General features: G+C 63.7%; 26 protein-coding genes. 15 read left to right on the top strand and 11 right to left on the bottom strand.

Going from position 1 to position 23,230, the window contains the following annotated elements; genetic code table 11:
* Positions 1 to 5 precede the first annotated feature (5 nt).
* The 4 genes from F600_RS0117485 to F600_RS0117470 all read left to right on the top strand — a co-directional run bounded on the left by F600_RS0117485 (position 6) and on the right by F600_RS0117470 (position 4,193).
* Positions 6 to 1,448, top strand: coding sequence for a phytoene desaturase family protein (locus F600_RS0117485; RefSeq protein WP_018161933.1), 1,443 nt, complete (start codon positions 6 to 8; stop codon positions 1,446 to 1,448).
* Positions 1,445 to 1,843 (top strand): limonene-1,2-epoxide hydrolase family protein, encoded by a 399-nt coding sequence (locus tag F600_RS0117480; RefSeq protein ID WP_018161932.1) that lies wholly within the window; start codon positions 1,445 to 1,447, stop codon positions 1,841 to 1,843. The genes F600_RS0117485 and F600_RS0117480 overlap by 4 nt, the downstream gene beginning before the upstream one ends.
* Before the next feature lie 185 nt (positions 1,844 to 2,028).
* Positions 2,029 to 3,684 (top strand): sulfatase family protein, encoded by a 1,656-nt coding sequence (locus F600_RS0117475; protein WP_081628903.1) that lies wholly within the window; start codon positions 2,029 to 2,031, stop codon positions 3,682 to 3,684.
* Between the two features lie 38 nt (positions 3,685 to 3,722).
* A complete protein-coding gene (locus tag F600_RS0117470; RefSeq protein ID WP_026306643.1) occupies positions 3,723 to 4,193 on the top strand; it encodes a hypothetical protein in 471 nt (156 codons plus the stop codon).
* Here F600_RS0117470 and F600_RS28780 read toward each other — a convergent pair whose 3' ends face one another.
* The 4 genes from F600_RS28780 to F600_RS0117450 all read right to left on the bottom strand — a co-directional run bounded on the left by F600_RS28780 (position 4,194) and on the right by F600_RS0117450 (position 8,832).
* A complete protein-coding gene (locus F600_RS28780) occupies positions 4,194 to 5,270 on the bottom strand; it encodes an AurF N-oxygenase family protein (RefSeq protein WP_018161929.1) in 1,077 nt (358 codons plus the stop codon). It lies immediately after the preceding gene.
* Between the two features lie 109 nt (positions 5,271 to 5,379).
* Positions 5,380 to 7,179, bottom strand: a complete 1,800-nt coding sequence (locus F600_RS0117460; RefSeq protein WP_018161928.1) for a hypothetical protein — start codon at positions 7,177 to 7,179, stop codon at positions 5,380 to 5,382.
* Between the two features lie 130 nt (positions 7,180 to 7,309).
* Positions 7,310 to 7,816 carry a putative immunity protein gene (locus tag F600_RS0117455; protein WP_018161927.1) on the bottom strand — a complete coding sequence of 169 codons (507 nt, stop codon included), beginning with the start codon at positions 7,814 to 7,816 and terminating at the stop codon, positions 7,310 to 7,312.
* Positions 7,816 to 8,832, bottom strand: a complete 1,017-nt coding sequence (locus F600_RS0117450; protein WP_018161926.1) for an NADP-dependent oxidoreductase — start codon at positions 8,830 to 8,832, stop codon at positions 7,816 to 7,818. Before F600_RS0117450 ends, F600_RS0117455 begins: the two co-directional genes overlap by 1 nt.
* Positions 8,833 to 8,876: 44 nt before the next feature.
* On the opposite strand from F600_RS0117450, the gene F600_RS0117445 reads away from it, so the two are divergent.
* Complete coding sequence (locus F600_RS0117445) at positions 8,877 to 9,863, top strand: NAD(P)H-dependent flavin oxidoreductase (RefSeq protein WP_018161925.1); 987 nt, start codon at positions 8,877 to 8,879, stop codon at positions 9,861 to 9,863.
* Positions 9,860 to 11,017 (top strand): winged helix DNA-binding domain-containing protein, encoded by a 1,158-nt coding sequence (locus F600_RS0117440; RefSeq protein ID WP_018161924.1) that lies wholly within the window; start codon positions 9,860 to 9,862, stop codon positions 11,015 to 11,017. The genes F600_RS0117445 and F600_RS0117440 overlap by 4 nt, the downstream gene beginning before the upstream one ends.
* Here the strand turns inward: F600_RS0117440 and F600_RS0117435 are convergent.
* Positions 11,010 to 11,729: an alpha/beta fold hydrolase gene (locus F600_RS0117435; protein ID WP_018161923.1), complete on the bottom strand. Its 720-nt coding sequence runs from the start codon at positions 11,727 to 11,729 to the stop codon at positions 11,010 to 11,012. The two genes, F600_RS0117440 and F600_RS0117435, sit on opposite strands and share 8 nt — an antisense overlap.
* Positions 11,730 to 11,846: 117 nt before the next feature.
* Here F600_RS0117435 and F600_RS0117430 point away from each other — a divergent pair, with 117 nt between their 5' ends.
* The 3 genes from F600_RS0117430 to F600_RS0117420 all read left to right on the top strand — a co-directional run bounded on the left by F600_RS0117430 (position 11,847) and on the right by F600_RS0117420 (position 13,964).
* Positions 11,847 to 12,176: a PadR family transcriptional regulator gene (locus F600_RS0117430; protein ID WP_018161922.1), complete on the top strand. Its 330-nt coding sequence runs from the start codon at positions 11,847 to 11,849 to the stop codon at positions 12,174 to 12,176.
* 17 nt (positions 12,177 to 12,193) lie between these two features.
* Positions 12,194 to 13,048: a pentapeptide repeat-containing protein gene (locus tag F600_RS0117425; protein ID WP_018161921.1), complete on the top strand. Its 855-nt coding sequence runs from the start codon at positions 12,194 to 12,196 to the stop codon at positions 13,046 to 13,048.
* A gap of 199 nt (positions 13,049 to 13,247) precedes the next feature.
* Complete coding sequence (locus F600_RS0117420) at positions 13,248 to 13,964, top strand: S1 family peptidase (protein ID WP_217999895.1); 717 nt, start codon at positions 13,248 to 13,250, stop codon at positions 13,962 to 13,964.
* 54 nt (positions 13,965 to 14,018) lie between these two features.
* Here the strand turns inward: F600_RS0117420 and F600_RS0117415 are convergent, their stop codons facing one another.
* From F600_RS0117415 to F600_RS0117405, 3 genes are all read right to left on the bottom strand, one after another.
* On the bottom strand, positions 14,019 to 15,155 hold the full coding sequence (locus F600_RS0117415) for an acyl-CoA dehydrogenase family protein (protein WP_018161919.1): 1,137 nt from the start codon (positions 15,153 to 15,155) through the stop codon (positions 14,019 to 14,021).
* Positions 15,155 to 16,150: a phosphotransferase family protein gene (locus F600_RS0117410; protein WP_018161918.1), complete on the bottom strand. Its 996-nt coding sequence runs from the start codon at positions 16,148 to 16,150 to the stop codon at positions 15,155 to 15,157. Before F600_RS0117410 ends, F600_RS0117415 begins: the two co-directional genes overlap by 1 nt.
* A gap of 92 nt (positions 16,151 to 16,242) precedes the next feature.
* On the bottom strand, positions 16,243 to 16,782 hold the full coding sequence (locus F600_RS0117405) for a hypothetical protein (RefSeq protein WP_018161917.1): 540 nt from the start codon (positions 16,780 to 16,782) through the stop codon (positions 16,243 to 16,245).
* Positions 16,783 to 16,919: 137 nt separating this feature from the next.
* Here F600_RS0117405 and F600_RS0117400 point away from each other — a divergent pair, with 137 nt between their 5' ends.
* A complete protein-coding gene (locus F600_RS0117400; RefSeq protein ID WP_018161916.1) occupies positions 16,920 to 17,588 on the top strand; it encodes a DNA alkylation repair protein in 669 nt (222 codons plus the stop codon).
* Positions 17,589 to 17,648: 60 nt separating this feature from the next.
* On the top strand, positions 17,649 to 18,050 hold the full coding sequence (locus F600_RS0117395; RefSeq protein WP_018161915.1) for a hypothetical protein: 402 nt from the start codon (positions 17,649 to 17,651) through the stop codon (positions 18,048 to 18,050).
* Here the strand turns inward: F600_RS0117395 and F600_RS28775 are convergent.
* On the bottom strand, positions 18,014 to 18,844 hold the full coding sequence (locus F600_RS28775) for a helix-turn-helix transcriptional regulator (protein ID WP_018161914.1): 831 nt from the start codon (positions 18,842 to 18,844) through the stop codon (positions 18,014 to 18,016). The two genes, F600_RS0117395 and F600_RS28775, sit on opposite strands and share 37 nt — an antisense overlap.
* 73 nt (positions 18,845 to 18,917) lie before the next feature.
* Here F600_RS28775 and F600_RS0117385 point away from each other — a divergent pair, with 73 nt between their 5' ends.
* On the top strand, positions 18,918 to 19,514 hold the full coding sequence (locus F600_RS0117385) for a class I SAM-dependent methyltransferase (protein WP_040631977.1): 597 nt from the start codon (positions 18,918 to 18,920) through the stop codon (positions 19,512 to 19,514).
* Between the two features lie 18 nt (positions 19,515 to 19,532).
* Positions 19,533 to 19,880, top strand: coding sequence for a VOC family protein (locus tag F600_RS0117380; RefSeq protein WP_026306640.1), 348 nt, complete (start codon positions 19,533 to 19,535; stop codon positions 19,878 to 19,880).
* 90 nt (positions 19,881 to 19,970) lie between these two features.
* Here the strand turns inward: F600_RS0117380 and F600_RS0117375 are convergent, their stop codons facing one another.
* Entirely contained in the window at positions 19,971 to 20,822 is an 852-nt protein-coding gene (locus F600_RS0117375; protein WP_018161911.1) for a phosphotransferase, read from the bottom strand.
* 156 nt (positions 20,823 to 20,978) lie between these two features.
* Between F600_RS0117375 and F600_RS0117370 the strand changes: the two genes are divergently transcribed.
* Together F600_RS0117370 and F600_RS0117365 are read left to right on the top strand one after the other, a co-directional pair.
* Positions 20,979 to 21,728 (top strand): tyrosine-protein phosphatase, encoded by a 750-nt coding sequence (locus F600_RS0117370; protein ID WP_018161910.1) that lies wholly within the window; start codon positions 20,979 to 20,981, stop codon positions 21,726 to 21,728.
* Positions 21,729 to 21,770: 42 nt separating this feature from the next.
* Positions 21,771 to 22,469 (top strand): hypothetical protein, encoded by a 699-nt coding sequence (locus F600_RS0117365; protein WP_018161909.1) that lies wholly within the window; start codon positions 21,771 to 21,773, stop codon positions 22,467 to 22,469.
* 3 nt (positions 22,470 to 22,472) lie between these two features.
* Here the strand turns inward: F600_RS0117365 and F600_RS0117360 are convergent, their stop codons facing one another.
* Positions 22,473 to 23,177 (bottom strand): GntR family transcriptional regulator, encoded by a 705-nt coding sequence (locus F600_RS0117360; protein WP_018161908.1) that lies wholly within the window; start codon positions 23,175 to 23,177, stop codon positions 22,473 to 22,475.
* Positions 23,178 to 23,230 lie beyond the last annotated feature (53 nt).

Here is a 23,230-nt window from a genome sequence, read left to right as displayed (position 1 = left end):
GCCGCATGACCACCGCAACTGTCGTGGGCGCGGGACCGAACGGTCTCGCGTCCGCGGTTGTGCTTGCCGCGCAGGGTATTCGGGTCACGGTGTTGGAGGCCGCTGCCGAGATCGGCGGCGGCACCCGCACCAGCGAAATGCTGGTGCCGGGCCTGCTACATGACCACTGCTCGGCGATCCATCCGTTGGCCGTCGGCTCGCCGTTCCTGCAGAGCCTGGGTCTCGAGAAGTACGGGTTGTCGTGGAAACTCCCGGACGTCGACTGCGTGCACCCGCTCGATGACGGCACCGCGGGCGTTCTGGTCCGCTCGGTCGACGAAACCGCCGCTGGCCTCGGCCGCGATGGCAAGCGTTGGCGCCGACTCTTCGGTCGCCCGTCGGAGCGCTTCGACGCGCTCGCCGAAGACATCATGGGTCCACTCGTCCGCGTACCTCGTCACCCGCTGACCCTGACCCGGTTCGGTGCGCCGACCGCGTTGCCGGGGTCCGCGCTGGCGCGGTACTTCCGCACTCCGCAAGCCCGGGCACTGTTCGGCGGGGTGGCCGCGCACGCCTTCCGTCCACTGCACTACCCACTCACCTCGGCGATCGGCCTCGGCATCATCACCGCTGGTCACCGGCATGGTTGGGCGGTCGCCACCGGCGGTTCTCAGTCGATCACCAACGCCATGGCCCGCCTTCTTGGCGATCTTGGCGGGGAGATCCAAACGGGGGTCCGGGTCGAGTCCGCAGCCCAGCTGCCGGAATCGGACGTGACGATGTTCGACCTCGACCCGGCCGCGGTCGCGCGCATCATGGGCGATCGACTCCCCCGTCGTATCTCGGATGCATTCACGAAATTCCGACGCGGGCCGGGGGCCTTCAAAGTCGACTTCGCGGTCGAGGGTGGGGTGCCGTGGACGAACACTGATGCCCGGCGCGCAGGGACTGTGCACGTCATCGGCGACTACCGCGAGCTCGCCGCGGCCGAACGTGACATTCATGTCGGCCGGATGCCGGAGCGTCCGTTCGTTCTCGTGGGCCAGCAGTATCTGGCGGATCCATCTCGGTCGGCCGGAAATGTCCATCCGGTGTGGTCGTACGCGCACGTGCCGAACGGATACACCGGCGACGCCACCGCGGCGATCATCGACCAGATCGAACGGTTCGCACCGGGATTCCGGGACCGAATCGTCGGGCATACCGTGCGCTCGACGACCGAGATGGGCACGTACAACGCCAACTTCGCCGGCGGTGACATTCTCACGGGCGCCAAGGACATTCGTCAGCTGGTGTTCGGGCCGCGGATCACGTTGTCGCCGTACACCTTGGGTGTCCCCGGGTGGTACATCTGCTCGGCTGCCACGCCGCCCGGACCGGGTGCACACGGCATGTGCGGGGCCAACGCGGCAGCGAAGGCGTTGGAGTACTTACGCCGAGGCGCAGGATCGCCTACGTTCGAAACGTGACTGAGTCAGACGCAACTGAGGTTGTCCGCGCATTCCTGAATGCACTTGCTGTCGATGATGTCGCGACCGCGCTGTCGCTGACCACCCAGGATCTCAAGTGGCTCAACAGTCGCCTTCCCACGCTTCGCGGGCGGGCGGCGTCCGGGGTCCTGAAGTTGCTGGATCGTGGTCCAGTCGGATTCGACGTCGAAATACTGGCAATTTCGGCAGACGGAAACGTCGTCCAGACCGACCGCGTCGATTACCTGACGATGGGGCGCCTGTCCACGGGGTTCCCGGTTCAAGGCACCTTCACCTTGCGCGACGGAAAGATCGCGCGGTGGGACGATCATTTCAGTGTCCGGGAATTTGTCGGCGGATTGACATTTCGCGCGCCGCCGTCCAAAAGAGCTTGATCAATAACTTCCGAATTGGTGCCGGTGTTTCGGTTGTCGGTTACTGAATCGCTGGAATAGGTGCCTCCCTGAAGTGGTTCAACGTTCCACTTGAATTGACGTAAATACCAAGGTCAGCCGTATTGTCACGTGCCGTCGCGGCCACTTAATGTTGGAAATGCGATAACCCTGGAAGGAGCCTTCCGATGACGACTTCAAATGGCTCCGAGGCGTCAGCCAAACACAATATTTTGTTCGTGTTCACCGACCAGGAACGCTACTTTTCCGAATGGCCCGCAGGAATGTCGCTGCCCGGACGCGAACGGCTCCAGCGCGATGGCGTTTCGTTCTGCAACCACTACGGACCGGCAGTCATGTGCACGAGCTCGCGTTCGGTGATCATGACCGGGTTGCAGACTCCGGACAACGGGATGTTCGAGAACGCGGACCTGCCCTGGGTGCCGAACCTGGACCCGGCGATCCCGACGATTGGCCACATGCTGCGCAAGGCCGGGTACTACACCGCCTACAAGGGCAAGTGGCATCTCAACGCCGACTTCGATGTGCCGAATCCCGACCACTTGCTGATCAAGGAGATGGAGGCCTACGGCTTCTCCGACTACGCGTGGCCAGGTGACGTCGTGGGACACACGCTCGGCGGGTACACGTATGACTCGATCATCGGTGGCACGGCGGTGTCGTGGCTGCGCGACAAGGGCCGTCCGATGGCCGACGACGACAAGCCGTGGGCGCTTTTCGTCAGTCTCGTGAACCCGCACGACATCATGTACTTCAACACCGACGCGCCAGGCGAGCGGGTGCAGGACACCGGCAATCTCATGATGCACGCCGCCCCCGCACCGAAGAACACAGTCTATTCGAAGACCTGGGATGTCAAGCTTCCGGACAACCTGACGCAACCGATGGATGAGGCGGGGCGGCCCCGCGCGCACGACGAGTTCCTCAAGTCGTGGGGATACACCCTCGGTCTCGTGCCGCCCGAGGAAGCCCGTTGGCACCGATTCTGGGACTTCTACCTCAACAGCATCCGCAACGTCGACCGCCAGCTCGAACTGCTGCTCGACGAACTCGACGCGCTGTCACTGACCGAGAACACCATCGTCATCTTCACGTCGGATCACGGTGAAATGGGCGGTTCGCACGGTCTCCGCGGCAAGGGTCCGTTCGCCTACCAGGAGAACATTCATCTACCGCTGCACATCGTGCACCCGGACATCGAGGGCGGTCAGGAAAGCAAAGCACTCACCGGCCACATCGACTTCGTGCCGACGATCCTCGCCCTCGCCGGTGCGACACCGGAGCAGCGGAGCGAGTTTGCGGGCCGGGATCTGCCCGGCCGGGATTTCAGCGATGCCCTGGGCATTCCCCGGACTGCCGAGTTGCACAGCGTGCGGGACGGCGTGCTGTTCACCTACAGCTGCGTTTCGACGAACGACAGCGAGGTCGTCCGGATCGTGTCCGAGGCTAAGGCGGCCAAGCAGGATCCGAAGCAGGCCGTGAAGGCGTCCGGCTACCAGGTGGACTTCTCCAAGCGCGGAACCCTGCGCGCGATGTTCGACGGGCGCTACAAGTTCACCCGGTACTTCGGGCCGACCCAACGCAACCTGCCGAAGACGCTCGACGACCTCTACGCCCACAACGACCTGGAACTGTACGACCTCGAGAACGACCCCAAGGAAATGACCAATCTGGCGGCGAAGAAGGGCGAGAACGAAGACCTCGTGCTCGCCTGCAGTGCCAAGCTCGAAGGTCTGATCAAGGACGAGATCGGCGTCGACGACGGTCGGGAAATGCCTGAACTCACCAACATCAAGTGGACGCTCAGTCGCATCGACCTCTGACGGCGCGCTGCAAGAGAAGCCCGCAGGAAGGCAGACCGATGTCTACTCTTGGCCAACTCCTTCTCGGATCAGTGCCCGTCTTGGGTGGGGCATTGCTCGGCGTCACGGCGGGTGGCGAAAAGCGGGAGAGGAAGGAACGCCCAGGTGGACCTGCGTCCCGGGTCACGATCCGGCAGGACCAGGAAATCCTCGAGCGGATTCCACCCGAGGACACTGAGCTACGGGCCGGGCTCGAACGCAGCATCCAAGCGCGAATTCGCTACCTCGTCAAGGTGAGCGAGGCGAATCGCGAGGTCATGCAGGCCGCGGTCTCACATCAAGGGACGTGGCGGGATGCGGTTCTCTTCGTCTGCACGGTGACCTTCACGGTCATCTGGTGGGACCTCGACCACAGCCGGGAAACGTGGCTGCCGGTGTTCATCGTGCTGCTTCTGCTCGTTGCGGTGAGCGCGTATTACGCGTTCTCCGGCGGATTCCGGCGCCTGTCCGAACTCCGCGACAACGACTAGTTACGACCCCTTCGGCTGCCGCCCGGGGCCAAAGCCGATTCCCGCGAACGTGCCACCGAAGATGCGGCTCACGCCGGGGATCTGGCTGAGCACCGACTGCGCCGCATGCACTGCAGCCGAGGTGCCCACGTCGACACCTTTGCCGATGAGACCGCGCTCGACATCGGCATCGGTGATCAGATTGCACGCGCGCCACAGGCCGGCGGCCGGGCCACCGATCAAGCCGTTGTCGTGGAGGAATTCAACGAGGTTCTTGCCCCACTCCGCGCGGGCGGCGTGCACGTGCGGGTTGTTCCGTGCAACCTGCAGAGCACGCTTCTGGTCGAGGCCGACCGCGGGATACACGCCCGGGCTGACCAATGCCTGGACGATCGTGTAGCCGACCACCGCACAGATCGTCTGCTGCGCGAGTTTGTCCGCGGGGTTGAGTCCCGCCTTCACCATGTCGGTGATTTCCTCGCGCGCGAAGCGCATGTGCCGCGCTTCTTCGGTGACGTGAATCTGGGCGACTTTGCGCACGAGCGGCTGCAGCGAGTCGTCGATCATCATCTCTTTTTGCGCCTCGTCGAGTATCTCCTCGGCGACGAGGATGCCGGCGTACGCCATCGGCCCCCACGCGATCGTCTTGAAGATCCGGCCGAGTTCGTTGAACATCGCCGAGTGGCGGTGGGGCGAAACTCCCACTTTGTCGCAGTACTTGCCGAACATGATCGAGTGCCGGCATTCATCGGCGATCTCGGTGAGGGCCCAGTGCACGTGTGAGGTCCGCGGGTCCTGGTCATAGATCGCGCGAAGGACCATCTGCATGAGGATCATCTCGAAGAACACGCCGGCACTGGCGATGCTCGCCGTCTCGTGTTTGCTGAGTTCGATCTGCTGCGCACGGGACATCTCTTCCCACATGTCCGTGCCGTACAGCGTGACCCGGTTGGGCGAGATGTAGAACTTGTCGGGATCCAGAGGTGCATCCCAGTCGATGTCGACCCAGGGGTTGTAACTCTGCTTCTGCGACGCCTTGATGAGCGTTGTGGAGATCTTTTCCGAAGCTTCAAAGCGTGCGTCGACAACACCGGTCACGTGTTCCTCCAACAGCCATGGTGGGAGTGATCTATGTCACTATGGCTGACGGTACCTGTTCCGTTTACACGCTGCGGAAATTTGCGACGTTAGCGCGGACCAGTTGGACTTACCCGGTCGCCGCACCCTTCAAGTCGAACTGCCACACCCACACGTCCCCGAGATAGGTACCCGGCCGGTTGAAGAGTGCCGTCAACACGTCGTACATCTGCCTATCGCGCACGGTGTGCGGCAACACGACGACGTCCGCGTCCCAGTCCTGGAGATCGGTGATGAATTCCAGTCGGTCAGCGTCGGTGATCGACGGGACGGTGCCGGTTTCGTACACGGACTTCAGCAGTTCGGACGTGAAGTTGGGATCGGGGTAGTGGCTGCCCACTCCCCAGACGTTGGGTCCGACGAAGTATCCGCTGGCCATCGGGAAACCGAAGTCGGCGACGGCCTGCCACCGCAGTGGTTCGGCATAACTGTGCCCAGGCAGCGGTGCGAAAACGACGCTGCCGCCGTGGACGTATTTCTGCCACATGGTGTGCGAGATAAAGCCCGGAACCGGCGGACGGGGCACGACGTCGAGCGGAGTCGGGACGAGCGGCACGAGCGCGACCGCCAGGGCCCCAAGTCCGAGAATCCGGACATCACGGTGTTCGCTGCGCAGAATCCGGTCGATGGCCATCGCGATGAGCATCGCGATCAGGGGCAGGCAAGCCCCCGCGAACCGCAACTCGACGATCGTGCTGAGGGGCGGAATCTCGCGCAGCGCGGCCCAGGGCAGCGGGATACCGGTGTGATGGCCGGCAATGTCCAGTGTCGGCCCGAGAGACAGCACCAGCATCACTCCGATCGCCAGCGCGGCGGCGCGGACGAGCGGCCTCCCCCACATCACGACGATCGCGGCGATGACAACCGGCAGCAGGAGCCCGTAATACGCACTCAGCTCGGTCGGGTTCGTCGAGAGTCGCTCGGTGGTCCACAGCAGGTTCCCGACCGAATGCTCGGGGAACTGGACGAACTCGAGCAGGTCGTTGCTGGTGCCGGTGTGGTCGAGCGTGCGGTAGCTCTGCGGGCCGAAGAATTGCCACCAAATCGGCACCCCGGTAAGCACCAGCGTGACGGCGACGCCCGTGATGATCGGACGAACCGCTCCCCGTCCCCATGTCACCGTGCGCCGGAAGTCGAAGCCGAGCAGCCCGAGCCCGAAGACGACGCATCCGAAGGCGAACAGCAACAGGGGTTCTTCGCCGATGAATATCTGCCAGGAAACGAGCAGCCCGAGGTACACACCGTCGCGCCATGGGCGCTTTGTCGCGCCCGCGCGGATGAGGCGAATCGCGATCCACGGCAGCAGCGCGCCGAACACGAAGTTCACATGGCCATGGGCATGGGAAACGATGGCCGGCCCGAATCCGCACACCGCGCCACCCACCACGGCGGCGACCTGATGGAGCCGGAGATGTCGTTGGAAGACCCAGTACCAGCCGAAAGCCGTCGAAGCCATACCGAGGGTGAGCGTGAGAGCGAATGTCGCGGTGGGGCCAAAGGCGAGAGTGATGGGCGCGAGCGGTATCCCCAGCCCGAGCAACAGTGTGTTCGCCATGCCGTTGAAGCCGGTCGGGTAATTCTGCAGCGTCGTGAGGAACGGGTTCTGCAGGTGCGTGAGCACGTGCGCGTCATACGCGAAGAACCACTCCATCATCACTTGGTCCTGGTTGTCCGGCAGGACGCTGGAACGCAGGCCCTTCCACACCCGCCACAAGACGAAGAGCGCAGCGGAAAGGTAGACGAGGGCGATGATCGCCGGGAGCGGAACCCGGAGTCGGAAGCGACGTACGGGCCGGAACCCGGGAGTAAGTGATTCGGGCTGAGTGCGCCACTCGGGTACGACGGCGAGCTCAGCCAGGTCTGCTGTCATTTACCCTCTCGAGCCAAGACGGGCTTACGGTCAAACGCGGAAGACCGATACGACTGCGTATCGCCGCGGCGGGTGCATATGTTGCAGCGAGGTTAACCGGAATGTATATGGTTTGACTAAGTGATCGTGATCAGTCGTCGAATACGTTCCAGCAGATCGCACTTCGGTTCCGCTGGTCGTCGAGGACGAGATCTTGAACTGCCGCGGGAATTTGTTCCCGCTGCCAGTCGCGCTCGCGGATTCGCGCCTGCGCGCCTTCTGCAGCCACCACCGCCCGGATGGCATACGCCGCAGCGCCGAGATCGTGCGCAGCAACGTGACCGACGGCCGCGGCCTGGCCCGCGGACAGCGCGGCGAATTTCGCCGGATCCGGCACACCCTTCGCCGCCGCATTCGACCCGAAAGCGGCTTGGCGCGCTTCCTGCCACGTCGCCTCACCGCGGACCCAGGCACGACCCAAAACGATCGCATCTCGCGGACGGGAGTCGTTGGGTTGCGTCTGCTCGAACAGGTGGAGAACGTGTTCGGTGCACACGAACGCCCACTCCGCGAGGAGACGGTGATGTTCGTCGGTCAGTGATCCGCCGCGTCGAATGGTGATCAGCCGCGGGTCGCGGTCCTTGGGGAGGATGGGCATTAGGTCAGCTTGACCAGCTGTTTGCCGAAGTTCCGGCCCTTGAGTAGGCCGAGAAAGGCCTCCGGAGCGCTGTCCAGGCCCTGGGCAATGCTTTCGCGGTACCGCAGTCGGCCGGCGGCGTACAACGACCCCAGCTCGGTCAGTGCCTCGGGCCAGAACTCCATGTGCTCCGACACGATGAATCCGCGGATGGTCATCCGGTTGATGAGAATCAGCGCCGGGATCTGCATCGGCGTCGGTTCGCCGTTGTAACCCGCGATCATCCCGCACATGGCGATCCGGCTGAAGGCGTTGGAGCGCAGCATCACCGCGTCGAGGATGATGCCGCCGACATTCTCGAAGTAGCCGTCGATGCCGTTCGGGCAGGCGGTCTTCAAGGCAGCGGAAAGCGATCGCGCGTCGGGGTGTTCCCGGTAGTCGATGCAGACGTCGAACCCGAGTTCGCTGACGACGAATCGACACTTCTCCGGACCACCGGCCAACCCGACCACGCGCGCGCCGCGCTCTTTTGCGAGTTGTCCGACGACACTGCCGACGGCACCACTCGCCGCACTGACGACGACCGTCTCCCCCGGTTTCGGGTCGATGATCTGGGTGAGTCCGTACCACGCCGTGATGCCCGGCATGCCGACCGCACCGAGATACGCCTGCAGCGGGATGTGGGTTGTATCGACTTTGCGCAGCTGCCCCGGTGTGCCATCGGCGACCTGAAACTCCTGCCATCCGCCCATACCGACGACGTGGTCGCCGACCTCGAAGCGATCGCTCCTGGACTCGACGACTTCACCGACGGTGCCGCCGATCATGACCTCGTCGAGAGGCTGCGGCGCCGCGTAGCTCTTGGTGTCGTTCATCCGGCCCCGCATATACGGGTCGAGGCTCAGGTAGTGGTTGCGGACGAGGACCTGGCCGTCGGCGAGGGCGGGTATCGGTGTCTCGACCAGCCGAAAGTTGTCGACCGAGGGTTCGCCCTCGGGGCGGGAGGCCAACAGGATCTGGCGGTTGGTCGCAGTCATGGTTCTCACTCAACCACTAAGTCCCCGGGCGTAGCGTTCGGATCGTGGGCGTCATTGATCGGATCGGAATCGAGCACCCGGTCGTCCAGGCGGGCATGGGTGGTGGCATCGCAGCGGGCATGTTGGCGGGCGCGGTCTCTGCCGCCGGCGGCCTCGGGACTGTCGGAATTCTGCCGCCGAAGAAGTTCGAAAACGAACTCGACCTTGCGTACGAACAATCGGGTGGACGGCCGATCGCAGCCAACCTTCTGGTGCCCTTCACGACGCGCGCGCATGTCGAGGCGATCGCCAGGTCGAAGGCACGGGTGGTCACTCTGCACGGTGGCTTCGACAGCCGGCTGGTCGAGCAACTCCAGGAAGATCAGGCGTGCGTCCTCGCGACGGTCGGCACTGTCGACGAGGCGCGGCAGGCCCTCGCTGGTGGCGCGGACGGACTCGTCGTGCAGGGAATTGAGGCGGGCGGACACCTTGTTGGTGTCGAGCCGGCATTGGAAGCCCTGCGCCGAATTCACGACGCAACCCGTTCGAATGATCTGCTGGTCGCCGGCGGAATCGCGACCGCAGCCGACTCCCGCCAGGCCCTCGAGGCCGGTGCTGCTGCGGTGGTCGCGGGAACGCGCTTCCTGCTCACAGCCGAGTGCGGAGCTCACGAGGCGTACAAACAACGAGTCATCGCCGCGGACCGGACCTTCGAGACGATGTTGTTCAGCATGGGATGGCCGATGCGCCACCGCGTCATTCCCAACGCGGCAACTGACCGGTGGTGTCGCGACGACCCGCATGGACCGCGGGCAATCCGGCGTCTCGCGTCGCTGACGAGCGGAATGCGGCATCTGCCGATGACCATCGCCGACCGGTTTGCGATGACCCAGACTCCCGCGATCCCGTTCTTCGGACCTGCCGCTCCCCTCGCCGGAATGCCGGAACGACTGGTCGACGCGACCGCGCTCTATGCCGGCGAGACGGCGTTGCGGATCCAGTCGGTGGTGCCCGCTGCCGTGGCTGTACGGGAGCTCGCGGGAGTTCCGTGATCGAGGTACAGACCGGTGACGTGATCGCGTTCCGCTTGCGGGCGCATCATCTGCTCGCGCGACGACCGGCTTCCGACGTGGCAGAAATGCTGGGCGCCTGCGGAATTCAGAACAGCTCGCCGGGGTCGGCGCTACTCGCTCTGAATGCCCGGGTCGAGGTCATCGATCGGCTCGTGGACGAGAAGACCCTGCTGCAGACCTGGAGCCTGCGCGGCGCGCCGTACTACTTCCCCACGGTCGACGCTTCGGTCTTCACAACGGGAGTTCTACCCGCCACCGAGTCGGCGCGGCTTCATCTGATCCTCGGCGTCGAGCAGGCACTCAAGCAGGTCGACCTCGGGCTTGACGAGGTGGTCGCACTGATCTCCCCCATCGTGCGGGAGGCGCTGCACGGACGGCATTTGGCGATCAACGAACTCGGCCGGGACGTGGCAGAGCGCGTGGCGGACCGGCTGCCGACGAAGACCTGCGCGGCCTGGAACACAGAGGGCCCGTACGCCAAAGATCAACCGCTCGGCGAGGCCATTGTGCATTTCTGCCTGCGGATTCTGACGCTGCACGGCATCGTCTGCTTCGCTCGTCGCACCGACAACAAGGCGCCTTTCGTCCTCGTCGACGAGTGGTTGGGCGGACCATTGACACCCATCGACAACGTGCGATCCGAACTCCTGCGCCGCTATCTGCACTGCTACGGACCGTCGACGCGCAAGGACTTCGCGGCGTGGGTCGGGGTATACGTCGGTGACGTCGACGCGTGGTGGAGCGCGATCGACGACGAGCTTTCGCCGGTCTCGTTCAACGGGAATCGCACGTGGATGCTCGCGGACGACGTTGCGTTGCTCGGGCAGTCAACCGTGCCTGGCGGTGTTCGGCTTCTGCCACCTGGTGATCCCTACACCCAGTTGCGGGACCGCGACACCATCGTCGACAAAGCCCACCATCGCGAGGTGTGGAAGCACCTCGGTGCCCCCGGAACCGTCCTGGCAGACGGACGGATCGTGGGTACCTGGCGACCGCGCAAGACCGGAACTCGACTGACCTTGACGCTGGAAACCTTCGAGGCGCTGACGGCACTACAGATCGACCAACTTCAGGCGGAAGCCGAACAGGTCGCGGTGCTGCGCGGAGCATCCACAGTGGAGATCCTCACCTGACCAACGCCTGCAGTGCTTCGGCGACAAGCACTGGGTCGATGATCATCGCGTCATGACCGCTGGGAAGTTCGAGCCACGTCCAATCCGACCGGCCACGCGCGTAGTCCCGGCTGGCGTCGATCGTGGAGTAGGCGGGATCGCACAGCGAGATGTACGTGCACGGCAGCCCGTTCCCTATGGGATGCAACCACGGCATCTTCTCTTCGTAGAGCGCGATGGGGTGCGGCGTGAGCCGGCGGCTCAACCACGCGGCATCGTCGGGATCCGTCACGCCATACGCCTCGGGTGGCGGGATTCGCATGCATCGCACGCCGAGGTGGATTTCTGACTCCGCTCTTCTCGTCTCCACGACATCGATCGGCAAGGTGTCGAACACCGACTTGCCGTGGTCGACGAGCAGGCTGTCCAGGAAGACCACCTGGCGGAGGCGCTCGGGAATGCGATCCGCGACGCCGATCGCGGTCAGCCCACCAAAGCTGTGGCCGACGAGGATGACGTCGTTCAGCTCTTCGCATTCGATGACGCCGACGACATCCCGAATCTGCGTGTCCATAGTCGCGGACGCGATCAGGTGTTCGCGTTCGCCCAGTCCCGTCAACGTCGGCGTGACGACGACGCACCCGTGGTGACGAAGAAGATCCGCAACGTGTCTCCAGCACCAGCCACCGTGGGAGGCACCGTGAATGAGAACGAACGTCGGGTCTGTCTGCATAAGCCGTCCCGGGATCGAAGCGTTTCCATGCTCATGATCGCACTGTCTCGCGGCTCACAACACCAGGACTGTTCTAGTACCTTGACAGGCGAGGTACTCCGACATATGTTGTATTGCATGGCAGACAGGAAACTCTCCGCGGACCTACTCCGCGGACATACGGACACGATCGTCCTGAGGCTGCTGACGGATGGCGACAAGTACGGCTACGAGATCACCAAGCTCGTATTCGACAACTCCGACCAGCTCTACGAGTTGAAGGAGGCGACCTTGTATTCGAGTCTCAAGCGACTCGAGAAGGACGGCTTCATCACCTCGTACTGGGGTGACGAATCCCAGGGCGGCCGGCGGAAGTACTACAGCGTCACCGCATTGGGCCGCGATCTCTACCACGACAACAAACGCAACTGGGAGTACGCCAAGCAGATCATCGATCGCCTGGTGTGAAGGGAGCTACAGAACACATGCACGCAGAACTCCGGAGCTTCCTGGAGACCACGCTCGCGCCGTACGGCAACTTCCCCGCGCGGGACGACGTGATCGAGGAACTACTCGCAAACCTCACCGACAAATACGAAGACCTGAAGAACCAGGGCAAGACCGAGAAAGAGGCATTCGACATGGCAACCAGCTCGTTTGGAGACGTCTCCGAATTGATGGAAGAGATCCCGCAGGCACCGGCTCAGCCGACTGAGAAGCCGGGCCTGATCAGGGGATTCATCGCGAAGGTGGTCGGACCCGGCTCCGACACTCCCCCGGGCCGACTCCTCGGTGGCACCGACCTCCGCGACGCGGACCTGAGCGACAGCAACCTGCGCGGCGCGAACTTCAACGGCAGTGCACTCGAGAAGGCGAACTTCGACGGTTCGGATCTCGCCGGCGCCAAGTTCAAGGGTGCCGCCTTGCGGTCCGCTTCCTTCGGCGGCGCAGACCTCACCGACGCCGACTTCTACGGGTCAGACACGTCGAATGTGGCGCTGACCGGGGCGAACCTCACCCGTACCAAGTTCCGGGCGATCCCGTTGCAGGGTGTCGACTTCGAAGGCACCACCCTCGTCGGGACGAACTTCAGCACGTCGGACCTCGGCGACGTCTCTTTCGATGGCCTCGAACTCGTCGGCGTGAACTTCAACAGCACATCGCTGAAGAACACCTCGTTCCGGAATGCCACGCTCCGGGACGTCACGTTCCGCCACTCCGCGGTCAAGAAGGCGGTGTTCGACGGTGCGGCCATGGACAAGATCACGTACGCGGTGCTCAAAGGCGCCAAGGCAACGTTGAAGGACGTCACGATCCTTCCGGGTAAGTCGGAAGAGTAATCCCGATCTACACAGCCCCGGCGATTATCGATCGCCGGGGCTGCGCTGGTTGTGTCATCGATCACTGCCGTTAACGGCGCGGGTGACTTGACCGACTGACGGGGGGATCTGGTTGTGTCGCCAGACACGATTGAGTGGATGTGGCGGACAAGTGCGACGTGTTCTGAGTGCTGTCTTTCTTGTGGCGGGCGTTGCTCTCGTGGGTTCTGCCCCAGCCTCCGCCATTGCGAACGGGACTCCCGCGCAGCCGGGTCAGTTCGGATTCACTGCCAAGCTGACCATGACCGAAGTCCCCCGGCCGGATGGCACCACTTACGACAGTGCGTGCACTGGCGCGCTGATCTCTCCGACCTGGGTCATCACCGCGGGCCACTGTTTCCATGACGTCTTCCGGACGAATGTGAGCGGCCCGGTCCCCTACCGGACGACGGCGACGTTCAACACCGTCGATCTGTCGAAGTCGCCAGGAGACGTGATCGACGTCGTCGAGGTGGTGCAGGCTCCCGATCGAGACATCGCATTGGCAAAACTCGCACGGCCGTATACCGGCGTGACCCCGGTCCGGTTGCCCACGTCTAGTCCCCTGTTCGGGAGCACGGTGACACTGGCGGGCTGGGGTGCCACGTCGAGCGTCGATCCGGTGCCGTCGACGCGGCTGATGACCGGTCAGTTCAAAGTCCGGTCGATCATGCCGGACACGGTCGCGATCTTTTCCTACGCGCCGTCACGCGACACGAGTGCTTGCCCGCACGACAGCGGAGCGCCCTACTTCACCACGCTGCCGTCGGGCGTTTCGCAGCTGGTGTCCGTCGAGAGCAACGGGAATGAGTGCCCGTCGAAGGCCGGCGAGATCACGTCCCGGGTCGACAACATCGTCAGCTGGATCAAGAGCATCGTCGCCGATCTCCCGAACTAGGCACCGTGGTGTTCGTTTCCGCCCGCTGAGTGGGCGGAAACGAACACCAATCGACTACTTCCGAAGCAGTTCTCTCGAGATCGCGTACTTGTGCACCTCGGTCGGGCCGTCGTAGAGGCGGAAGGCGCGCATGTCGCGGAAGATCCCGGCGACCGGCGTCTCGTCACTGATACCCATTCCGCCGAGTACCTGGACGCAGCGATCTGCGACCTTGAACAGTTCCTCGGAGACCGACGACTTGACCATGCTCGACTCGTGGCGTCCCTTGGAGCCGTTGTCGAGGTGCCAGCAGGCCCACCAGATCATGAGGCGGCACTGCTGCAGCGCGATCTCATTGTCCGCCAACATGAATCCGACGCCCTCGTGCTCGCCGATCGGCTTGCCAAACGCTGTCCGGGTCTTGGCGTAATCGATCGCGATGGCCTGCGCACGTTCGGCGGCACCAAGCCAGCGCATGCAGTGTGTGAGGCGGGCCGGCGCCAGGCGCAGCTGGGCGTAACGGAAGGCCTGTCCGGGCTCGCCGAGGATCGAACTCTTCGGCAGCCGCAGGTTCTCGAAGCGCACGACGCCATGGCCCGAGACGTAGTTCCGGTCCATCGTGTCCATCGCGCGCTCGATGACGATGCCTTCGGTGTCGCCGTCGCACAGGAACAGCGTGGCGCCCTCGGCACCGTTGGCCATGATGATCCACGTCTTCGCGCCGTGCGCTCCGGTGATGAGCCACTTGAGCCCGTTGATGACGTACTCGTCGCCGTCGAGGACGTATTCGGTGGCGAGCTGGCTCGGGTCGGATCCTGCGCCATTCGGCTCGGTCATCGCGAAGACGGACCGCTGGTGACCGTCGACGACGGGCTTGAGGAATTGCTCGGCCTGCTCCTCGTTCGCGACCTTCGACAGCAGGAACATGTTGCCTTCGTCCGGGGCCGCGCAGTTCATCGCGACCGGACCAAGCACCGACCATCCAGCGGCCTCGTACACGACCGCCTGCTCGATGTGGCTCATGCCGTCGGCCTGAATCGTGAGTAGCCCCGCCGCACGTGCCAGCTCGACGAGTTCCTGGCGAAGGTCGTCGGTCGGTCCGTGCACAGTGACGCGCGGGTCCTTCTCGAAGGGCACGATCTGCTCAACCACGAAGTTGCGCACTTTGTCGCGTAGAGCGGCCAGTTCGCCAGGGATCTCGAAGTCGATCATCAGTTGCCTTCCATCAAAGTGACGGCTCGCTCGAAGAGCCGAAGGGTCGTGGTGTGGAGCCGGTCGCCGATTTCCATCGGCGCCTTGCCGGCCAGCGCACGCGCGTGGCTTCCCTCGAGAATGATCCCGAGCTTGAAGCAGGCCAGAACGATGTACCAAGTGAGGTCATCGAGCCGGCGCGTGGCGCGCTCGGCATAGCGGGCCGCGAGTTCCCCGGCGGTGGCGAGATTCCCGGCCCGGGTCAGCGGACCCGCGAATTCCTCTGGCGCGCCGGGCAATTGCCACGTCGCGAGGAGCCAGCCGAGGTCCAGGAGCGGGTCGCCGATCGTGCACATCTCCCAGTCGACAACCGCTGCGACCTCGGGTCCGGTGCGCGAGAACATGACGTTGGCGGCGTGGAAATCGCCGTGGATGATTCCCGGTCGATAGTCGGTCGGCCGATGCTCGTCGAGCCAGCGGGCGACCTCGTCAACAGGGCCGATGTCGGGACCGGGGTATTCCGCGAAGACGTTGTACGACTCGAGTTCACCGAGCCATCGCGGCACCTGCCGTTCTAGAAAGCCGCTCGGCTTCCCGAAGTCGCCGAGTCCGACGGCGACATGGTCGACCTCGCTCAGTTCGGCGAGTGCATCGACGAGGTGGAGCCCCATGTCGTGACGGACCTGCGCGTCTGTTCGGTGCAGTTCGGGTAATCCGACGCTGGCGTTGAAGCCGTCGACCGGCTCCATGAGATAGAAGACGGCGCCGCCGAGAACAGTCGTGTCGTCGCAGGTCGCGATCAGTGCGGGGTGCGGAACCCCGGTCTTTCCGAGCGCCTCGAGGACCCGGAATTCACGCGCAATCTGATCGTTGCTGCGCGGACGCAGATGCACTGGGCCGCGCCGAAGAATGTAGCTGCGTCCGGCGCGATCGAAGCGGACCATGACGTTCTGGGTGCCGCCCGTAACAGGTACGACGTTGAGCAGCGGTCCGGTGCCGAGACTGACAGTGTCCATCCACGATGCGACTGCTGCTTCGTCGATCAAAGCCTTGGCTCCAACTTCTGACAGGATAGATTGTCAGGCCTTTTCTATCACACCCGTGCCTACTAGTGACCGGAGGGCCAGGCCGGCGCGGTGAGCCACGCGGGCGTCACAACGTTCTGCCCCAACATTCTCGACTGCAGCGTGTAGCTCGCGTTCAGGTTGGGAAAACCCGTGTCGAGACTGGTGGCGATCTGGTAGTGGTCAGCACTCGGTCCCGCCGTGACAGTTCCCGTGGTGTTGGCACCGTCGGAGAAGTCGTTGGCCTCGAACACGACGACGGTGTGGTCCGGAAGTTGGTAGCTCATGACGGCCGCCATCCGGTCGTAGCCGGCATTGCTTGCCGTGACGATCTCACTCGTGTGCGGCGCCAGGATCTGTTGCGGCGCCGCGATGAAGTCGCCGACGTTCGTGTACTGCGCAGCAAGGGTCATGGGCTGATCGGTGTCGTTGGAGATCGTCATCGCAACGGTGTCACCGTCCATCGGCAGGGTGCCGGCGTGCGCCGTGGCGACGAATCCGAGGCCGGTGCCGACGATTGCGATTCCGACGAAGGAAACGCCCAGGATGAGGTGGCGGCGGGGGTTGATGCGGGTGGTGGTCATTTCCGGGCCTTTCGTAGAAGGTGCAATTACTCAATGACTTTCGCCCGCGTCGGGGGTGCGCGTGATGCCCCGAATGGGCCCTCCAACAGGGGAAACCCGCCTCCCCCAATCGGTGGAGGACCCGGTAGGTTGGCGTGATGGCCGACCAGTCCGCAGTAACCGCAGTCATGGCGGACCTCGCCGCGCTCGAAGACCCGAAGATGCGCGCGGTCAACGAAAAACGGGGTGACGATCACGGCGTCAACCTCACAAAACTGCGCGCACTCGCAAAGCAGTTGAAGATCCAGCACGAACTCGCGGTGGATCTCTGGGCGACCGGCGACACCGCAGCTCGCCTGCTCGCTCTACTGATCTGCCGCCCGAAATCGTTCCGCCGCGAGGAACTCGATTCGATGCTTCGCGACGCCCGAGCCCCCAAGGTTCACGACTGGCTCGTCGGTTATGTGGTGAAGAAGAGCCCGCACGCAGAGGACCTCCGGAAGGCCTGGTTCAACGATCCGGACCCGGTGATCGCGAGCGCGGGGTGGGCGTTGACCAATGACCTGATCGCGAAGAAGTCCGCGGAAGTGGACCCTGAGCAGTTACTGGCGTTGATCGATCCGGGTATGAAGACCGCACCGGAGCGCCTGCAGTGGGCGATGAACAACGGCCTGGCGATGATCGGGATTCATCGTCCCGAATATCGGGCCCGCGCCCTCGAGATCGGCGAACGACTGGAGGTCCTCAAGGACTACCCGACTCCCCCGGGCTGCACCTCACCGTTCGCGCCCATCTGGATCGCCGAAATGGTCCGGCGAGGAGCCTAAATGCTTGTGGCGGGAGCCCCATCCCGTTGGCACACTGGGGTCAGACCATGAGGAGGTCACATGAGCAACAACGGCCCATTCGGTATTGACCCGGAAGACCTCGAACGCGCGATCGCGGACGCGACGGCTCAGTTGCGGGGCGCATTTGACTTCGCGAATGGGCTGGTCGAGAAGTCAAAGGACGGCTCGCTGTTGTCCGGGCTTCTCGACGGACTCCTCGCCGGTGGACGCCCGTCCGTGTGGGACCAAGCGACTCGACGGCACGAGGGCGGAACCGCCCAGGAAAACGGCAGCGGCGTATGGGTGATCTACACCCTCGACGGTGACGGTTCAGCGCGCGTCGAGCAGGTGTACGCGACGGAGATCGAGGCTCTGCGAGCGAACAAGGACAACACCGACGCCGCGCGCAAGGTGCGATTCCTCCCCTACGGAGTGACGATCGGCGTTCTCGACGCGTCCTGATTCACTCGCCACCGCCGCGGCGGCGTTCCGACCTCGCGAGTAAATACCCGCGTGAAGTACGCGGGATCATCGAATCCGACGTTGCGCGCGACGATGCCAACGGGCAGTTTGGTCTCGGCCAGTAACTTCCGTGCCTCGACGAGTTTTCGCTCCAGAATCCACTCCTGCACGGTCTTGCCAGTGCGCTTGCGGACCCAGGTCGTGAGGTAACCGGGCGTCAGACCGACAGTCTTCGCCACATCGCTGAGGGTCAGCGGCTCCGCGACACTGGCTTCGATCGCCTCGAAGACGGCGTGGAGTGCCGGGTCCGGACGGCTGATGAACTCGGCCGCGAGCCGTTCCAGTTCGATCAACAGCACGGTCAGATGTGCCGCGAGCGCCAGTCGATAACCGTCTCGTCGATCGGCGATTTCGCACTCGATCGCCGCGATCGTTCGTTGCCAGTCGGGCTGCTTCTCCGGCGGGAGGGCAATCTGCAGGATCCCGCCCGACTGGTTGTGTCGCGTCAGCGTGAGCAGTTTCGCGTCCACGAGGGTCGGCTCGAAGACGATGGCCGTGCAGTCGTGGCCTACATCCGCGCGATCCGGATCGATGATTTCGCCAGGCTGCACGATCCAGGCCGATTCGCCATCGGTGAGCAGAATCGGAAAGTCGTGGATGTGCCGGTTGGCAGTTGCCGGAAGGTGGCCGTGCCCGACGCGCAAGATCGTGACGGGGGCCGCGTCGGGCGCGGGGTCATATCGATAGACCGGGACGCCGTTGCGATAGCGAACCGGGTGGATCGCGGTGTGCATGAGTCGAAGATAATCCAAGTACTAGCGCATATCGACCAATTCACCGGCCCTTATGTGCGCGAACATCGAAGTCATGAAGCATGTTCATCCAAATACGCACGATTACCTTCCGGCCGCCGGGCATGACGCCTTCCTGCCCTTCTACGACGTACTGACGAAGCTGCTCGGCGTCGGCAGACTGCATCGGGAACTGATCGAACAAGCGAGACTCTCGAACGGCCTTGCGGTGCTCGAAATCGGATGCGGAACCGGCAACCTTTCGCAGGCGGCGAAGCGGTCCACTCCTGGACTTCACGTGACCGGCACCGATCCCGATCCGCGAGCAATCGAACGGGCGCGGAAGAAGACCACCGACATCACCTTCGAAACGGCGTATGCGCAGACCCTGCCGTATCCGACCGCCACCTTCGACCGAGTGCTGTCGGCGTTGATGATTCATCACATTCCCGAGCAGACGCGCCCCGATGTGCTGGCGGAGGTGTTCCGGGTGTTAAAGCCCGGCGGGGGTTTTCACGTCGTCGACTTCGCCGGCGGACATGGGCACGGTCACGGCTCGATCAATCCGGATGCGATGACGACACTGCTCGAGGCGGCCGGATTCACGGTCGGCCCGGTGCGCCGCACACGCACGATCGCTGGTCAGTTCGCCTTCTACGAGGCCGTCCGCTGACGCGATAACGTGGGCTTCGTGACCGTTGATCTGTTCGCGGGAGTTCCCGTCAGTGACTTCCGGGTTGCCCAGACGTGGTACGAGAAGCTGCTGGGAGCTCCGCCGGCTTTCTTTCCGAACGACACCGAGGCAGTGTTCGAACTCGCCGATCATCGCTACCTCTACATCGAGCATCTGCCCGCGCGGGCCGGGTTCGCGATGCTCACGCTATTCGTCGAAGACTTCGACGAGAGGATCGCGACGATTGCTGATCGCGGGCTGCAACCAGTGAGTGTGGAGACCTACGAGAACGGCGTCCGGAAGGCGATTTTTCGGGATGTGGATGGGAACGAGATCGGTTTCGGCGGAGCGCCGCGCCCCGTCTAGTCGCGGGTGACAAACGATTCCGTGCTCTCACAGCGTTGTCGTCGACGCATATCGATGACGACGTCCGGAGAGCACGGAATCGTTTGGAAGTCAGGCGATCGCCCGCTCGAGTGCCTCGCGGTTTGACTCGATGAAGGCGATGTCGGCCTGCAGGAGCTTCACGAATTCGGCACACCCGCCATTCGCGGACAGCTTGGTGAGCGCGTGGCCAAGTCGATCGAGGATGTCATCGACGAAACCCGTGCGGTCGGTGAGTCCGTAGGCGTCGAGGAAGATCCGAAGGCGTCGAGCGACGTCCGGCTGGCGGGTCCAGCCGCGCGCCTCCGCGTGTGCCGGCGCGTGCAGGGCGACGACATGCCATGCGGCGATCGCCAGATCCTTGCGGCGGGTGGTCGGGCCGGCGTTGTCCCAGTCGATGAGCGAGTGGATGCGGCCGTCCGAATCGGCGACGAGATTCGCCAGGCTGACATCGTTGTGGCCGATGATCTCTCCCGGCTCGAGGCCGCTGCGGCCGGACCGCCAGGTCAGTTCCGGGTCCGGGCGAAACGTCTCGACCGCGTCGTGGAATCGGCGAAGCATGCTCCCGACGCGCACCAGGTTGGATTCCGAGCGAGCCCACTCCGGCCAGGACGCGGCGGTGGCGACAGTCTGTCCTTCGATGAAGCTCAACACTTCGCGGCCTTCAGCGTCGACTCCGAAAACTCGGGGCGAGCCGTCGAAGCCCGCGGACTCCAGATGGGTCAAGAGAGCGTGAACCGCCGGCGTCCAGTCGCCGGTCGACCGACGGACGGTGCCTCCGGTGCGGATGACCGCGCCGCCCCAACCTCCATACAATCGTTCGCTCCGCTCGGTCGTGGTGTCGCGGTAGACGCGGCGTCGTGTCGTGAGGCTCGCAGCGTGGAACCCCTGGCGCTTGTCCGATCGGGACTGAGTGGCAACCATGATGTTCCTCCTGCGAGAGTCAATTTCTCTAGTACTGACGCTACGGAGAAGGGCCTGCAGGTAGGAGGTGCCAGACGGCCGAATAGTTACTAGATGTGGCAACGTTGATCGGTCAATGGTGACGAGTCACGGTGGCGGTCCGCTACCGTCGAAGCTGTGACTGTCGATCAGTTCCATCTCTCCGGCGCGTGGAACTTCCGCGACGTCGGCGGACTGAAAGCCGACGATGGCCGCACGATTCGTCCGGGGATTCTTTTCCGTTCTTCGGAACTCTGTGCGCTCGACGCCGATGGCCAACGCACGCTGCTCGGGCTCGGGGTCGCAGACGTCGTTGATCTGCGCAGTCCTGACGAGGTTGCCTATAACCGTCCAGACGCGCTTCCCTCTGGCGTGCACCTGCATTCGACGCCGGTCAAGGATCACGAGCGCCAAGAACACGCACCCCACGAGCAGCCCCGCGTGCTCACTCCGGAGTTGGCCGAGGTTCTGCTCGAGTACGCCTATACCCGGTTCCCAGTTCTCGAAAACGGTCAGAAGGCGCTGGCGCACACGATCGAACTCATCGCGAATTCCACTGGGGGCGTGCTCATTCACTGCGCTGCCGGCAAGGATCGGGCAGGCTGGATCGTCGCGGCGGTCTTGCGTGCGGCGGGTATTTCCGAGTCCGACATCCTCGCTGATTACCTGCGAAGCAACGACGGGATCGAGCCGCTCCGGCAGGTGGTGATCGCACGCAATGGCGACCTGACACAGATCTCGGACAAGGTGCTCGGCGTGCACGAGGACTTTCTCCATGGAGCGTGGCGGGCTGTCGACGAGAAGTACGGGAGTTTTGAGAATTACCTTGAGTTAATCGGGGTTCGCGACGAATCCGTCGAACGGCTGCGAGCGCGACTGCTCGGCTGAATTCGCGGTAGTTCGAAGAATTCGGCGGGCTAATGTCCAGTAATGATCCGCAAGCTCATCGCGATCTGCGCGAGCGTCGCATTGCTCCTCTTGGCCGGATGTTCGAAGGCCGAGGACAAGAAGCCTCCGACGCCCGTGGAGATCGTCAGCTACACCCAGATCGACGAACACCTCAGCGTCCGCCTGCGGAATCCCAACAGCGATGTCGGGTTGGTCCGGAGCCCGTTTGAGTTGACGATGATCGACGAGTCCGGCGGGATCATCGGCGTTGCTGGCCAAGGCGGGCTCGCCGGGGCACCGATCAACACCATTTATCAGCTACCGCCCAAGGGTGATTTCGGTCTGGACGTCGACGTACCGAAAGGCAGTGTCGTCAAGAACGTCAAGCTCACCGTTCTTGGCACGTGGTTCGACTGGGACATCGTCGGTGCGGCGAAGGTAACCGTGTCCGACCAATCTGTGCGACCGGACCCGGGCTTTTCGGGTCCCACCGTGACCGGACGGATTGCAATCGACAAACCTGGTCCCTTCAACATCCGCGTCATTGCATTCGTCAAGACGCCACAAGGCGTGGTCGTGTCGTCGAACTGGGTTGACTGTGTCAAGCAGGGTGATGACCGAGCATTCGAAACGCAATCGTTCGGCAGCGTTCGTGGTCCCTATGAACTCGACGGCGTGGTCGCGTACCAAAGCGCAGTTCCGGACGTCGGTCCACAATATGTGCCGACGTGCCCGGCGTGAGTTCTAGGCCTGCACCGTTGCCGTCGCGACGAATTTGAACCGGTCCCCGCGGTACAACGAGCGCGTCCATTCGATGACTTCGCCGGATTCGTCCCGACCGGTTCGATGGATGAGCAGACCAGGTTGGCCGACGCCGACATCGAGAAGCTCGGCCTCATTCGGATCGACGAGCGCGACCTCAACCGCGTCCTCGACCGTAGCGATCCGACGCCCATACGCGGTGCGCAGGGTGGTGTACAGCGAGCCATGCTCCGACAATCGTTGCGGCAGATCGCGCAGTGAGCCTGGCAGGTGCGCGATCTCGAGGGCGAGTGGCGCGCCGTCGACGAGTCGCAACCGGTTCAGCCGCCACACCGACGCAGCGGGCGTGACGCCGAAGATCGTGGCGAGTTCGTCGCCCGCTCGCACCTTCTCGATTTCCAGGACCTTCGCCGAGGTCGTCAACCCCATCGACGCCAAATCCTCAGTCAGCGAGGTCAATTGGCGAACCGGCACGATTTTCGGCGGCGCAACATAGTTGCCACTGCCCTGCGTTCGGCGGAGGCGTCCCTCGGCAGCCAGTTCCGCGAGGGCCTTGCGCAGCGTCGTGCGCGAAGTCCCCAGTTCCTCAGCGAGCGCGCGCTCGGGCGGTAGCGATGAGCCTTCAGCGAGCGCGGCGAGTCGATCCTGAAGTGCCATCTTGACCTGGAAGTACCGAGGCGCTGACATGAAATCACCCTAACGTCTTGACGGCCCAATTGGTATATGCCAATGTTGTCTAC

It is taken from the genome of Smaragdicoccus niigatensis DSM 44881 = NBRC 103563 (assembly GCF_000380645.1).
Taxonomy (GTDB): domain Bacteria; phylum Actinomycetota; class Actinomycetes; order Mycobacteriales; family Mycobacteriaceae; genus Smaragdicoccus; species Smaragdicoccus niigatensis.
The sequence above is the reverse complement of the archived record's forward strand: the minus strand, read 5'-3'. Positions and strand labels throughout refer to the sequence as shown.